Genomic DNA, 13,427 nt, shown 5'->3' with positions numbered 1-13,427 from the left:
GTCAGCAGCCGCTTCAGCATGCGGAGGTGCGCGCAGCATGACCTCAGGCACCGGCCTCAAGGACGCCACCGCGATCGTCGGCATCGGACAGACCCCCTTCGCCAAGAACCTCCCGGACGACGAGAGAACCCTGGCCTGCCGTGCCGTTCTCGCCGCCCTCGACGACGCCGGCATCGCCCCCGGCGAGGTCGACGCCCTCGCCTCCTACACCATGGAGGAGACCGACGAGGTCGAGCTGGCGAAGGCGGTCGGTCTCGGTGACCTCACCTACTTCAGCAAGGTCGGCTACGGCGGCGGCGGTTCGTGCGCCACCGTCGCGCACCTGGCCACCGCCATCGCCACCGGCCAGGCGTCGGTCGGCGTCGCCTGGCGGTCCCGCAAGCGCGGCAGCGGCCCCCGGCCGTGGCGGAACACCACCGCCCAGCTGCCCACGCCGGCCCAGTGGACCAGGCCCTACGGCCTGCTGCGGCCCGTCGACGAGATCGCGATGCTCGCCCGGCGCTACATGCACGAGTACGGTGCGACCCGGGACCACCTGTTCAACGTCGCACTCGCCTGCCGCAACCGGGCCAACCAGAACCCGGACGCGATCATGTACGACCGCCCCCTGACCCGCGAGATGTACATGACCTCCCGCTGGATCAGCGAGCCGCTCTGCCTCTTCGACAACTGCCTGGAGACCGACGGCGCCCTGGCGTGCGTGATCGTCAGCCGCGAGCGCGCCCGCGACTGCCGGCACACCCCCGTCTACGTCCACTCCGCCGCCCAGGGCCTGCCCGCCCAGCACCACGGCATGGTCAACTACTGGAACGACGACCCGCTCACGGGCCCCGCCTGGACCGCCGCCCGGCATCTGTTCAAGCACGCCGACCTCACTCCACAGGATGTGGACGTCGCCCAGATCTACGACGCGTTCACCGCGCTCATACCGCTCTCGCTGGAGGGCTACGGCTTCTGCGGGCGCGGCGAGGGCGGCGCGTTCACCGAGGGCGGCGCCCTGGAGATCGGCGGACGGCTGCCGATGAACACCGGGGGCGGCGGGCTCAGCGAGGCCTACGTCCACGGCTTCAACCTCATCAACGAGGGCGTCAAACAGCTGCGCGGCACCAGCACCGCCCAGGTCCCCGGCGCCGCAACCTGTCTCGTCACCGCCGGCGAAGGCGTCCCCACCTCCGCGCTGCTCCTGAGGAGTTGATCGAAGGATGCTCTCCCCCGTCACCGACCCCGACGGCGCCCCGTTCTGGGAGTACGCCGCCCGGGGCGAGCTGCGCGTCCAGTCCTGCGCCGACTGCGGCGAACCCCGCTTCCCGCCCCGCCCGTGCTGCCCGCACTGCCAGTCCTTCGCGAGCGAATGGCGGCTGATGAGCGGGCACGGCCGGATCTGGTCCTACGTCGTCCCCCACCCGCCCCTGCTGCCCGACTACGCGGCGCAGGCGCCGTACAACGTGATCGTCGTCGAGCTCGCCGACGCGCCCCGCATCCGTCTGGTCGGCAACCTCGTCACCGGCCCCGGCGCGGCCCTCGGCTCCTTCGCCCCGGACCGGATCCGCATCGGCGCCAAGGTGCAGGCCGTCCTCGGCGGCACCGGGCTGCCGCAGTGGGTCCTGGAGCGGCCATGAGCCTCGACGTCACCATCGACAAGGACACCGCGGTCGCCGTCGTCACGCTCGACCGGCCGGACCGCCTCAACGCCATCGACCTGCCGATGCGGGACGAACTCGTGGCGGCCTGGCGGGATCTGCGGTTCGACGACACCGTACGGGCCGTCGTCCTCACCGGTGCCGGGGAGCGGGCCTTCTGCACCGGCCTTGACCGGGACGCCGTGGTCCCGCAGCCCGACTCCCCCTACATGACGGACGACCCGCTGCTGCGGGTCGGGCCGAAGTCCAACGACCTGTGGAAACCGGTCGTCGCCGCCGTGCGGGGCATGGCCTGCGGGGGCGCGTTCTATCTGCTCGGCGAGGCGGACTTCCTGATCGCCGACCCGACCGCCGCCTTCTTCGACCCGCACACCACCTACGGCATGGTCAGCGCCTACGAGTCGATGCTCATGGCGCTGCGCATGCCGTACGGGGAGGCCGCGCGGATGGCTCTCATGGGGAGCGCGGAACGGCTGTCGGCCCGGCGGGCCCACGAGATCGGGCTGGTCTCGGAAGTCACCGAGGCCGGCGGCGCGCTGGCGGCCGCCGTCGACTGCGCGGCCGTACTCGCCGGGTATCCGCCGGCCGGGGTGCAGGGGACCGTGCGGGCGCTGTGGGCGGCCAGGGAGGCCGCCCTCGCCCAGGCGTTCGCGCAGGCACCGCACCTGATCGCCCTCGGGAACCTGCCGGGCGAGCGGCAGACGGAGCTTTTCCGGTCGCGGCGCCGCGAGCACCGCCTGCGCTGAACTACTGCGCCTCGCGCGTCACGTCGTCCAGGGCGCAGGTGACACCGGCGGTGTTCGCGCCCGAGTCGGCGACGTAGGCGGCGGCCACGTCCAGGGTCTCGGTGGAGTCGGCCGCGACGTACGGGATGGCGGACGAACTCGTGCGCACGGGCGCGCCGTCGGGGTCCTTGAAGACCACGTCGAACTCGTAGGTGTACGTGCTGAAGGTGTTGGTGTTGGTCGCCTCGACACGGGCGACTATGCCCCGGCTCGGGTCGTACGCGCAGCTGGTGATCCGCACGTCGCTCGTCGGCTCCGCGGACGCGGTCGCGGACGAACCGCCGCCCGACGACGACCCGGTGTCGTAGTCGTCATCGTCGTCGTAGTGGTGCGTGCTGCCGCCCGAACTGCTCGACGAGCTGCTGGAGCCGGAGCTGTCGTCGCACCCGCCGCCGTGCGAGCGCCGGGCACCGGTCAGGGCGACCAGTACACAGGCGAAGACGGCCAGAGCACGGACATGGCGAAGCTTCACGGTGTTTCAACCCCCGTTGTCGCGATCGTGAACACGTCACGTTAGCAGCGGCCGCATGGCGGTAAGCGCTCACCCGGCGTAGCGTCTCGTGTAAGAGCGGTGAAGATGACCGCTCCCCTGGGACGGGCGCCGTCCGGCCCCTTCCGTGCACCGGCACGACGGCCGTCACACAGCCGTGGCTAGGCCGTTCGCGCCGTGCCCGTGCCCTTCTCCGCGTCCAGCGCGTACACGCACCGGTCCTTGCTGCACGCGTACACCACGCCGTCCTTCACCACGGGCGAGCCGGTGATCTCGCCGCCCGTGGCGAGCTTCCAGCGCAGCCGGCCGTCGTCGGCCTTCAGGGTGTACAGCAGATGGTCGGTGGAGCCGAAGTGGATCCGGCCCTCGGCGACCGACGGGGCGCCCACGAGGTCGCCGCCCGCCTGGAAGCGCCACTTCGGCGTCCCGGTGACCGCGTCCAGCGTGTACAGGCCCTTGCCGCTGCCCACATGGACATGGCCCCCGGCCACCAGCACCGGCTCGATCGAGGACCGGGACTCGGTCGCGATGCGCCAGCGGTCGCGGCCGTCGGTGGCGTCCAGGGCGTAGACCGTGCCGAGGTAGTCGGCGAGGTACACGCCGCCGCCGGTCACCGCCGGGCCCGGCACGAAGGCGGGCGGGCACAGGAAGACCGCGGGGGCCTCGAAGTGCCAGCGAACGTGCCCGCTCATCACGTCGATCGCCAGCACGCGCGTGCCGGCCGAGACGTACACATAGCCGTCGTGGGCCTGCGCCACCCGCACCGGCACCCCGCCGCAGGAGGCGGCGTCGCCGATCGGGTACGACCAACGCTCGTCGCCGGTGCGGGCGTCCAGGGCGCGCAGCCGGGCGTCCTGCCAGACGTACACCGTGCCGTCGTACAGCGCCGGCCCGGCCTCCGGGGACTCGAAGTCGGTCTGCGCCCCGGTCAGCTCCCACAGCTTCTGGCCGCTGGACGCCTCCCAGGCCTGGACGCCGCCGCCGCGCGTGCCGGTGACGACGGTGCCGCGCTCGGCCTTGAGGGAGTACACCCAGGCGTCCGTCTGGAGCCGCCACAGGTCCGCGCCCTCGCGGCACTCCAGGGCGAACAGGGTCGGCCCGTCGGAGGCGTGGATACGGCCGTCGGCCACCGCCATGGACCAGGCGACGTCACGGGTCTTGAAGCGGCGTCGGCCGGTGGCCACGTCCAGGGCGTGCACCTCGAAGGAGGTGACGTAGACGAGGTCCCCGTCGACGGCCGGGGTGCCCCAGACGTCGTTCGACATGCGAAAACGCCAGGGCCGCCAGCCGGCCGCGTTCTCCGGGGGCACGGGCGGCACGGCCGGGCCGACGGCGGGGTCGGTGCCGTTGACGCCGGGGCGGGGCTTGGACCAGGAGGCGACCAGGCCGGCCTCCGGAGGGGGCGCCTTCATGGCGGCGGCGCGGGCGTCGGCCACGCGCGGGCCGGGGCCGATGGGCACCGCGGCGCCCGCCAGGCGGACGGGGCCGGTGTCGGGGGCGCCGACCGGGACGGGCTGCGGGCCCGGGACCACCGGGTCGTGCGCGGGCGGGGGCGGCAGCGGCGCGGGGGCGATACGGCCTGCGCTGCGGCCGGAGGCGGGCGCGGGCTTGGCCGCGGGGCGGCCGCCTCTGCGCGTCTCGATCAGGCCCACCGCGCGCTCGGGCAGCCACGCGGACGCCGTACCGCTGTCGTCGGAGCCGGAGCCGAAGAGGTGGGGCGCGAGCTGGGACTGGAGGTCGGCCGGGTTGGGCCGGGCCGTGGCCTCCATCTGCATACAGGACTCGATCAGCGGGCGCAGCTCGTCCGGGAGACCTTCGAGGTCCGGGCCCTCGCGCAGCAGCATGAAGACCGTCTCGACCGGGTTGGCGCCGTGGAACGGGGGGTGTCCGGTGGCGGCGAACACCAGCATCGAGCCCAGCGAGAAGACGTCGCTCGCGCCGGTCACGCTGCGGGAGTCCTTCGCCTGCTCCGGCGACATGTAGGCGGGCGTGCCGACGGCGACGTTGGTCATCGTCAAACGCGTGTTCGAAACGCCGGACGCGATACCGAAGTCGATGACGCGGGGACCGTCCTCGACCACGAGCACGTTGGACGGCTTCAGGTCGCGGTGCACGAGCCCGGCGCCGTGGATCGACTGGAGGGCCTCCGCCACGCCGGCCGCGAGCCAGCGCACCGCCTGGGCCGGCAGCGGCCCGCACTCGTTCACTATTTCCTCGAGGGAGGGTGCGGGAACGTACGCGGTGGCCAGCCACGGCACCGCGGCGCGCGGGTCGGCGTCGACGACCGCGGCCGTGTAGAACCCGGAGACCGCCCTGGCCGCCTCCACCTCACGCGTGAAGCGGACGCGGAACAGCTGGTCCTCGGCGAGCTCCGTACGGACGGTCTTGATCGCCACGCGCCGGCCCGAAGCCGAGCGCGCGAGATAGACCAGCCCCATGCCGCCGGCACCCAGCCGTCCGAGCACCTCGAACGGCCCGATCCTGCGCGGATCGTGCTGCGTCAGCTGATCCACCACTCTGCCTGCCACCTCCCCGTACGGGCCCCGTCCACCCACATATGTACGCGACCCCGTGCAGCGTCTCACCACCGCACCGCCTTGGCGGCACGCACCCCGATTCTTCCTGTCCGAGGGCGTGGTTGCGAACCCGAGGGCGGAACGGGGTGTCTTGGGACAAAACCACACTCCGGCGTCCACGGACAGCGCCGGTTCGCATTGTGGGACGCCGGATGCCGGAGTGCCGTCAGCGTTCCAGGACCGCGAACGAGGCCCCCTGGTCGTCGCTGACCACGGCGACCGTGCCGTACGACGTTTCGAAGGGCGGCACCTGCACCCGCCCGCCGAGCCGGTTCACCGTGCCGAGGATCTCAGCACAGTCCGCCACCCGGAAGTGGACGACGAAATGAGGCGGCATCATCGCCGGGAACACCTCGCCCACGGCCGCCCGCCCGAAGTCCGGCTCGGCGTCCTCCCCGAAAAGGGCGTCGTGGAAGAGCCCGCCGTAGAAGGTGTTGGCGGCCTCGGTGTCCCGGGTGTACAGCTCGGCCCAGGCGAAGCTGCCGACCTTGTGCCGGCGCCCGAATCCGGTGTGCCCGTCGGCCTGCCACAGCCCGAAGACCGCGCCCTCGGGATCGGTGACCAGCGCGGCCGTCCCCAGGTCCGGCCCGACCGGCGTCGGCGAGGTGACCACCTGCCCGCCGGCGTTCCGGATCCGCCCGGCCAGCCCCTCCGCGTCCGGGGTGGCGAAGTACACCGTCCACACGGTGGGCATCCGCCCGTCCGTCTTGCGGGAGAGCGCGGCGACGCGGTCACCGTCCAGGCGGGCCCACACGGTGGAGTCGTACGCCTCCTCGAAGTCCCACCCGAAGAGCTCACCGTAGAAGCGTTCACCCGCCGGTACGTCGGCGAGCTGTGCGTCGACCCAGCACGGGACGCCTTCCGTGTATCCCGTTCCGTTCGCGGATGCCCTGTTTTCGGCCATGCGGCAAAAGTAGCCGTCTCCCCCACACGCCGCAGACCAGGCACACCAGGCCCGTGCTCCTCGTGCACCCCATTTGCAGTCGGCCGAATCGCGCTCCGATCACCCCTCGGTAAGCTGACGACATGACAGGACAAGTGCGTACCGTCGACGGCCGCGTGGCCGGCCGGCGTGGGCAGGCGACCCGGCAGAAGCTGCTCGACTGCCTCAGCGAGATGCTCAGCTCTTCCCCGTACCGGGACGTCAAAGTCATCGATGTCGCCCGGAAGGCGGGCACTTCGCCCGCCACCTTCTACCAGTACTTCCCGGACGTCGAGGGCGCCGTCCTGGAGATCGCCGAGCAAATGGCCGCCGAGGGGGCCGGGTTGACCGAGCTCGTCGAGGGCCGCAGCTGGGTCGGCAAGGCCGGCTGGCAGACGGCGCAGGAACTCGTCGACGGCTTCCTGGAGTTCTGGCGGAAGAACGACGCGATCCTCAGGGTCGTCGACCTCGGTGCGTCCGAGGGCGACAAACGCTTCTACAAGATCCGTATGAAGATCCTGAACTCCGTCAACAACTCCCTTTCGGAAGCCGTCACTCAGCTCCAGTCCAAGGGCAAGGTCGACAAGGACGTCAACCCGGCCGCGGTGGCGGGTTCGCTCGTCGCGATGCTCGCGGCGGTGGCCTCGCACCAGAAGGGCTTCCAGACCTGGGGTGTGAAGCAGGCCGAACTCAAGCCGAACCTGGCGCTGTTGGTGCACCTGGGCGTGACCGGCAAGAAGCCGACGAAGTAGCGGCGCCGGGGTCCTGTCTCGCAGGCGGTGGTCCACGCGGGGCCGCCGCCTGCCGCCCGTTCACGGCGGCTCACATCACGCCGGCAGGGGCCGGTCGTCCACCACGTGTTTCATCACCAGCGTCGAGGTCAGCCGCTGCACCCCCGGCAGCGTGGCCAGCCGGTCGTCGTACAGCCGTTGGTAGGCGGCGAGGTCCGCGGCGACCACCCGCAGCAGATAGTCCGGCTCCCCGAACAGCCGCTGCGCCTCCACCACGTGCGGGATGTCCGCCAGCGCGCCCTCGAACTCGGCGACCGTGTCCCGGTCCTCCTGCCGCATGGACACGAAGACCAGCGCCTCGAAGTTCAGCCCCACGGCGGCCGGCTCCACGACGGCCCGGTATCCGCTGATGGCTCCGGCCCGCTCCAACTCCCGCAGCCGCCGGTGGCACGGCGAGACGCTCAGCCGCACCCGTGCGGCCAGCTCGGTCACGGTCAGCCGCCCGTCCTGCTGAAGCTCGGCAAGAATCTGTCTGTCCACGTCGTCCATGGGGCAGATCTTCCCCCACTACCCCGGATCATGGGCAAACTTCGACAACACTTTCGGGCCATTCCCGCCTAATGTCCCCACCATGGACTCCGGACTGCTCATCTCCTTCCTCGCCATCGACCTGCTGCTCGTCTGCGTGCCGGGCGCCGACTGGGCGTACGCGATATCCGCCGGGCTGCGCGACCGCTCGCCGGTGACGGCGGTGGCGGGCCTGGTCACCGGGTACGCGCTGCACACCGTCCTCGCGGTGGCGGGCCTCGCGGTGCTGGTGGCGAGCGAGCCGGGTCTGCTCACCGCGCTGACCGCCGCCGGCGCCGCGTACCTGGTGTGGCTGGGTTGGAGCGTGCTGCGCCGACCGGGCACGCCGGGCGAGGCCGAGGAGGCCGTGGCCACGAGTGGGGCCCGAGCCTTCCTGCGCGGCGCGACGATCAGCGGCCTGAACCCCAAGGGCCTGCTGCTCTACCTGTCGGTGCTGCCGCAGTTCCTGCTGACGAAGGGCGACCACCTGCCGGTCCCCGCGCAGACCGCCGTCCTCGGCCTGCTCCACATGGCCTGCTGCGCCGCCGTCTACCTCACGGTCGGCCTCACCGCCCGAGCGGTCCTCGGCGCCCGCCCGACAGCGGCCCGCGCGGTCGCCCGCACATCGGGCGCGGCGATGCTCGGAATCGGCGCGTTCCTGCTGGTCCAGCGCCTGGCGACGCTGTAGCGGTCGCGGATGTCCGCCCGAACGTCACGGGCCCGGCCGCGCGCCGGTGGGCGACGGGCCGGGCCCTTCGGTGGTGCCGGGGGTCAGTCGAAGAGCGAGGCCCTGATGGTCCTCGTCTCTCCGGAGGGGAGTGCGACCTGGGCGGACGCGTAGAGCTCCAGCGGACTGCTCAGACCGGGCAGGGTCCGGGAGACGGTGGCGGACCACCCGGTGGTGCGCCGGGTGCAGGACGGGTCGCAGAGGTCACGGGTCAGATGGGTGTCGGTGCCGTTCATGACGTCACCGACGCGGACCCACCGCGGCTCGATCCACTTGCCGGCGGCCGGGGCCACCGACAGCTTGCCGCGCTCCTGCATGGTGTCGCGGTAGCCGCGTTCGTGCCGGTGGACGCAGAACTTGCCGGCGGCGTAGGTGGAGCACTTCGCCGCGACCGGTGCCCAATCGCTCCAGGAGGCGCCGACCTCGGAGAGGGAGCCGCCGGAGCTCTCGCCCCGCACCTCGTACGTCCCGGCGGTGGTCTTCACCGGGGACCATGCGGAGGTCCACGCGGAGGTCCGCTGGGCGCACCCGCCCGAGCAGACCTGGCTCACGGCGCCGTCCGAGCTCCAGACATAGGTGGTCGGCTTCATCCAGTGACCCGCGGCGGGGGTGGCGGTGACTCTTGCGCGGTAGCCGTTGACCGAGCCGGTGTCGGTGACCCGCTTCTGCACCTCCGCACAGACCGAGCCGAGGGTCTGGGCGTTGATGTCCGTGAAGGTCTTGCAGTTCTTGTCGTGGGCTTGCCAGGTGGCCGCGGCCTGGGCGGCGGGTGCGGCGACGAGGCCGCCCCCGACGACGGCGGCCGTGGCACCAAGAGCGATCAGTGCAGTTCTGAATTTCCGCAAGGCAGTTGTTCCTTCTGAGTCGAGATCACGTCGTGGATTGGAAAAGCACCGCCAGGCGTGCCTGCTCCAGGGGAGAGACGCGCTGGGTCCAGCTGCTCCACGCGTTGCCCCGCGCGGTGTGCTTGATCCTGCTCTTGTACCTTCCGGAGCGGATGGTCCTGAGTTCGTTGTGACCGATTCCGTCGTCGTACTGGACTTCGTGCTGCGCACTGCCGGCGATACCGGATCCCTCGGAGACGATCGCGTCGTCGAACGACGAAACGGTGGTCCAGTCGGTGCCGATGCCCGTTCGGCGCGAGTTCGGCATGGTGTTCGGCAGGCTCCGCAGGAACGGGCTGTCCGGCCTCATGTCCAGGCACTGCTGCCACCAGTTCGGGCAGGGAAAGTCGGTGGCGCCGTGCGGGGTGCCGAGCGTGGCGACGTCCTCGATGTAGAGGCGGTCCGGGAAGCCCGGGGTGCCGAGGGCGGTGTGGTGCAGCGCCGCCCGGACCACCAGACCGCCCATGGAGTGGGCGACGACGTCGACCTTGATGTTCCGCCGCGAGTAGTTGTCGTAGACGTAGTTCGCGAACACCTTGGCCACGGTATTGAGGGACTTGTCACGGCTCCCCCGGTAGTTGTACGAGCAATTGGTGTTGCCCGCGTAATAGCCGAAGGTGAGCAGGTTTCCCCGCCATCCCTTGTTCGCGAAATGCGTTCGGGCGGAGCGGAAGTACTCGGAGCAGTCGTGCTCGCCGCCCGGAGCGAACCCGTGGATGAAGATGACCCGGTTGGCCGACCCGTTCGACCGGGCCGGCGCCGCACTGGCCGGTGTGACCGTGAGCATGGTGAAGGCGAATGCCAGCACCGCGGAAAGTAACAGCGTCAGCCGTCTCTGCGTTTTCTGCATGAAGATTCCCCGTGATTGACGATGGATTTCGCGCACCGGATACGGACTTCTTTTCCGGCGGACGACGGGCACAGTAACTCGCCCAGGTCGCCGGGTGTGCCGGTCGTTCGCCCCACAAGGAGCGTCCGATTCGGGGCGGGCAACTACCCTTGATCGCATGCGACTTGGGGGGTACGCGGATCACGGGGGCGGAGCCGCCGGGCCGATCGACGATCCCGGGTCCGGCGAGCGCCTGTTGAACCTGGCTCTGGAGCGGTACGGGCTGTGGCTCCGGTCCACCGTGGTCTGCCTGTGCGGTGCGCTGGGCGTCGTCTCGGCGGACGCGACGGAGATTCCCCTGGCGGTGTCCCTGCTCTTGCCCGCTCTCCTCGCCTGTGGTGTGCGCCTCTGCTCGCTTCGCCGCCCGCTCCCGTTCCCTCTCCCGCTCGCCCTGCTCTGGACGTTGGACGCTGCCGTCGTGGTGTTGACGGGGCTGTCCCAGCCGGTGCTCGGCGGCGTCGGCGCGGATGTGACGGTGGAGGCGATCATCGGCATCTGCGTCATCACCTTCCAGCACGAGTGGGCGACCCGCCCGTTGGCCGCAGCCGCCCTGGCCGCGACGGGGACCGCCGCCTGCGCGCTGGGCGACATCCTCTCCTCGCCCGGAGCCGGCCCGGAGCCGGCGGAGCTGGTGCGCATCGTCGTCCTGGCGGGCCTGTCGAGGGCCGCCTACCTCATCGTCCGGGCGCAGGCCAGGGCCGCCGACCGGTCGGCGGCCCTCGGGGCGGCAGCCCGCCGGGAGGCCGAGGTCGCCGCCGCGCGGAGGGCGACCGAGCGCGAGTACCTGGCGACCCTGCACGACACGGCGAGCGCGACGCTGCTGATGGTCTCCCAGGGCGACGCCCGGGACTGGTCGTGGCTGCCGCCACGTGCCAGACAGGATCTTCAGGCGCTGTCCGCCGTACCCGGATTCGAGACGGGGAGCGTCGACCTCGCGGCGCTTCTCGGCTGCGTGCCCGAGGGCACCAGGGGTGAGGGCGAGGCGTTGGTGCAGCTCAAGACGCGCATCGACGGCCCGCTCGCCGTGCCGTCCGGCCCCGGGCTCGCGATCTTCAACGGGGTCCGTGAGGCCGTCACCAACGTGGCCCGCCATTCCGGGGTGCGGGAAGCGGAACTCAGGGCGTGGACGGAGCAGGACGGTGCCGTCGTCGTCGAACTGTCCGACGCGGGGCGGGGCTTCGACCCGGGGTGCGTTCCGGAGCGGCGCCGGGGCCTCTCCGGTTCCGTCATCGGCAGGATGCACGCGATCGGCGGCACCGCCACGGTCACCTCGGCTCCGGGCACCGGAACCCGCGTGCGGTGGCGCTGGCACAGTCGGGCCCGGACGCCGAGTACAGACCACGAGGCGCAGCCGGCGGACCTGCCGCGCCAGACCCGCGCCGGGGCGCACACGGCCGTCGCCCGTCTCATCCGCAGGCAGTTGCTGCACGGTGCCCAACTGGCCGCGCTGCTGATCAGTCTGCTGTCACAGTTCGTTCTGTCGCTGCAGCAGATCACCGCCCACCAGGGTGCCTACCGGCCCGCGTGGGCGCAGACGGCGGCGTTCGTCTGCCTCGCCGCCGTCGCGGCGTGCGGGGCCGTGTTCCTGCTGCGCGGCCGGCAGATCCCGCCGCGGATACGGGCGTGGAGCCTGGCCTCGGTGCTGACCGTTTCCGCGGTCTGCGCGTTCACGCTCGCTCCGGAGCGGTTGACCGGTCCGCAGGACTGGGCGTTCGGACTGGTCGGCTGGCACGCGCTGTTCCTGCTGGCGGACCTGCCGGTCAGAGCGTTCGCGGCCTTCCTCGGCGCGCATGTGGGGATCAACGCGATCGCCGTGCTCCTGTCGGGAGCGCCGACGGCCGCGGAGTCGGCCGCCATGGGGATCGCCGCGATCACCACCTGTGGCTTCCAGTTCTCCGTCGGCATACTCCTGACGCGCCTGCTCCACGGTACGGCGCCGGCGGCGGGCGACGAGGCCGCGCGGGAGGAGGAACTGCGGACCCGGGAACGCATCCACGAGGACATGCAGCGTGATCACAAGGAGCGCTACCGTGCGCTGACGGCGACGACGGTGCCGCTGCTCATGGGCCTCGGGCACGGTGTGCTGAGTCCGCACGACGAGGAGGTCAGGCTGCGGTGCGGGGTGGAGGCGGCCCGTATGCGCCGCCTGTTCGCGGAGAGCGACGCCGTCTCCGATCCGCTGCTGAACGAGTTGCGTGCGTGCGTCGAGGTGGCCGAGCACCAGGGGGTGGCGGTGAGCCTGGCCGTACGGGGCCGGCCGGGTGAGGTGCCCAGGGAGGTACGCAGAGCGCTGATCGACCCGGTGGTCGTGACGCTGGGCCGTACCCGCTCCACAGCCCGGGTGACTGTCGTGTGGACCTCGCGCGAGGTACGCGTGAGCGTGGTCGGCACGGACCGCCCCGACGGCCGCGCCCCGGGAGCGGCCTCCCCGTCGCCCGGCCCCGCGACGGCCGCGAACGTGTCCGTGACGAGAACCGCGCGCGGCGGAAGTGTGTGGGTGGAGGCCAGTTGGAGCAAACGGGCGGCCCCGGAAGTTGACCTGACATGAGTAGCAGCGCACCCGTCAGCGTGGTCGTCATCGACGACCATCCGGCGATCCTCGCGGGCGTGGAGATGTGGTACGCCGCGTCGCCGCGGCCCATCACCGTGGTCGCGGCGAGCGGCTCCGTACGGGAGGCATGGACCGCTCCGGGCAGCACGGCCGATGTCGTCGTCCTGGATCTGCAACTGGGCGACGGCGGCCCAGCCTTCGGCAGCCTCCGAAGACTCGTCGACGCCGGGCGGCAGGTGGTCGTCTACTCGATGCGGGACGACGAGAAGACCGCGCTCAGTTGTCTCGACCTCGGCGCCGCGACCTTTCTGACCAAGAGCGAGGGCCAGGAGCACTTGGTCGAGGCGACGCTGGCGGCGGCCGACGAGCGCCCCTACATGCCGCCCGCGCTGGCCGGGGCGCTGGGAACGAACGCCCGCAGCGACCGCCCCCAGCTCTCCGCGCGCGAGGAGATCGTGCTCATCGAGTGGTTCCAGTCCGAGTCGAAGGAGCTGGTCGCGCAGCGTCTCGGCATCTCCGTCCGGACGGTCAACTCGTATCTGGACCGGGTACGGATCAAGTACGCGAACGTCGGCCGCCCCGCGCGGACCAAGGCGAGCCTGGTGGCCCGCGCCGTCCAGGACGGGCTGGTCGACGTGGACGACCTCTGAGCGCCGGCAAGGACC

The 13,427-nt window shown here is 71.6% G+C and carries 13 protein-coding genes; 7 read left to right on the top strand and 6 right to left on the bottom strand.

Annotation, left to right across the window (positions count from 1 at the left end; all coding sequences use genetic code 11):
- Positions 1–37: 37 nt before the first annotated feature.
- The 3 genes from CP983_RS24290 to CP983_RS24280 are packed head-to-tail and all read left to right on the top strand — an operon-like array spanning position 38 to position 2,386.
- Complete coding sequence (locus CP983_RS24290; protein WP_150501754.1) at positions 38–1,195, top strand: lipid-transfer protein; 1,158 nt, start codon at positions 38–40, stop codon at positions 1,193–1,195.
- 7 nt (positions 1,196–1,202) lie between these two features.
- On the top strand, positions 1,203–1,619 hold the full coding sequence (locus tag CP983_RS24285; RefSeq protein ID WP_107905957.1) for a Zn-ribbon domain-containing OB-fold protein: 417 nt from the start codon (positions 1,203–1,205) through the stop codon (positions 1,617–1,619).
- Complete coding sequence (locus CP983_RS24280) at positions 1,616–2,386, top strand: enoyl-CoA hydratase/isomerase family protein (RefSeq protein ID WP_150501752.1); 771 nt, start codon at positions 1,616–1,618, stop codon at positions 2,384–2,386. The genes CP983_RS24285 and CP983_RS24280 overlap by 4 nt, the downstream gene beginning before the upstream one ends.
- Position 2,387: 1 nt before the next feature.
- Here CP983_RS24280 and CP983_RS24275 read toward each other — a convergent pair whose 3' ends face one another.
- The 3 genes from CP983_RS24275 to kbpA all read right to left on the bottom strand — a co-directional run bounded on the left by CP983_RS24275 (position 2,388) and on the right by kbpA (position 6,395).
- The gene (locus CP983_RS24275) at positions 2,388–2,897 is read right to left on the bottom strand and encodes a hypothetical protein (RefSeq protein WP_107905959.1); all 510 of its coding nucleotides are present in this window, start codon (positions 2,895–2,897) and stop codon (positions 2,388–2,390) included.
- 179 nt (positions 2,898–3,076) lie between these two features.
- Positions 3,077–5,431 (bottom strand): protein serine/threonine kinase AfsK, encoded by a 2,355-nt coding sequence (afsK, locus tag CP983_RS24270; RefSeq protein ID WP_107905960.1) that lies wholly within the window; start codon positions 5,429–5,431, stop codon positions 3,077–3,079.
- Between the two features lie 226 nt (positions 5,432–5,657).
- The gene (gene kbpA, locus CP983_RS24265; RefSeq protein WP_125528280.1) at positions 5,658–6,395 is read right to left on the bottom strand and encodes an AfsK-binding protein KbpA; all 738 of its coding nucleotides are present in this window, start codon (positions 6,393–6,395) and stop codon (positions 5,658–5,660) included.
- 134 nt (positions 6,396–6,529) lie between these two features.
- Here kbpA and CP983_RS24260 point away from each other — a divergent pair, with 134 nt between their 5' ends.
- A complete protein-coding gene (locus CP983_RS24260; protein WP_107905963.1) occupies positions 6,530–7,165 on the top strand; it encodes a TetR family transcriptional regulator in 636 nt (211 codons plus the stop codon).
- Between the two features lie 75 nt (positions 7,166–7,240).
- On the opposite strand, the gene CP983_RS24255 is transcribed toward CP983_RS24260, so the two are convergent.
- Positions 7,241–7,693, bottom strand: coding sequence for an Lrp/AsnC family transcriptional regulator (locus CP983_RS24255; protein ID WP_107905964.1), 453 nt, complete (start codon positions 7,691–7,693; stop codon positions 7,241–7,243).
- An 82-nt stretch (positions 7,694–7,775) separates the two neighbouring features.
- Here CP983_RS24255 and CP983_RS24250 point away from each other — a divergent pair, with 82 nt between their 5' ends.
- Entirely contained in the window at positions 7,776–8,399 is a 624-nt protein-coding gene (locus tag CP983_RS24250) for a LysE family translocator (protein WP_125528279.1), read from the top strand.
- A gap of 83 nt (positions 8,400–8,482) precedes the next feature.
- On the opposite strand, the gene CP983_RS24245 is transcribed toward CP983_RS24250, so the two are convergent.
- Positions 8,483–9,283 (bottom strand): hypothetical protein, encoded by an 801-nt coding sequence (locus tag CP983_RS24245; protein ID WP_150501750.1) that lies wholly within the window; start codon positions 9,281–9,283, stop codon positions 8,483–8,485.
- 25 nt (positions 9,284–9,308) lie between these two features.
- Complete coding sequence (locus CP983_RS24240) at positions 9,309–10,208, bottom strand: esterase/lipase family protein (RefSeq protein WP_229914786.1); 900 nt, start codon at positions 10,206–10,208, stop codon at positions 9,309–9,311.
- 121 nt (positions 10,209–10,329) lie between these two features.
- Here CP983_RS24240 and CP983_RS24235 point away from each other — a divergent pair, with 121 nt between their 5' ends.
- Entirely contained in the window at positions 10,330–12,759 is a 2,430-nt protein-coding gene (locus tag CP983_RS24235; RefSeq protein ID WP_229914787.1) for a sensor histidine kinase, read from the top strand.
- A complete protein-coding gene (locus tag CP983_RS24230; RefSeq protein ID WP_189748780.1) occupies positions 12,756–13,412 on the top strand; it encodes a DNA-binding response regulator in 657 nt (218 codons plus the stop codon). The genes CP983_RS24235 and CP983_RS24230 overlap by 4 nt, the downstream gene beginning before the upstream one ends.
- Positions 13,413–13,427: the final 15 nt, after the last annotated feature.

The sequence above is a fragment of the Streptomyces chartreusis genome (assembly GCF_008704715.1).
Taxonomy (GTDB): Bacteria; Actinomycetota; Actinomycetes; order Streptomycetales; family Streptomycetaceae; genus Streptomyces; species Streptomyces chartreusis.
This window is presented reverse-complemented; position numbering and strand designations above follow the sequence as displayed.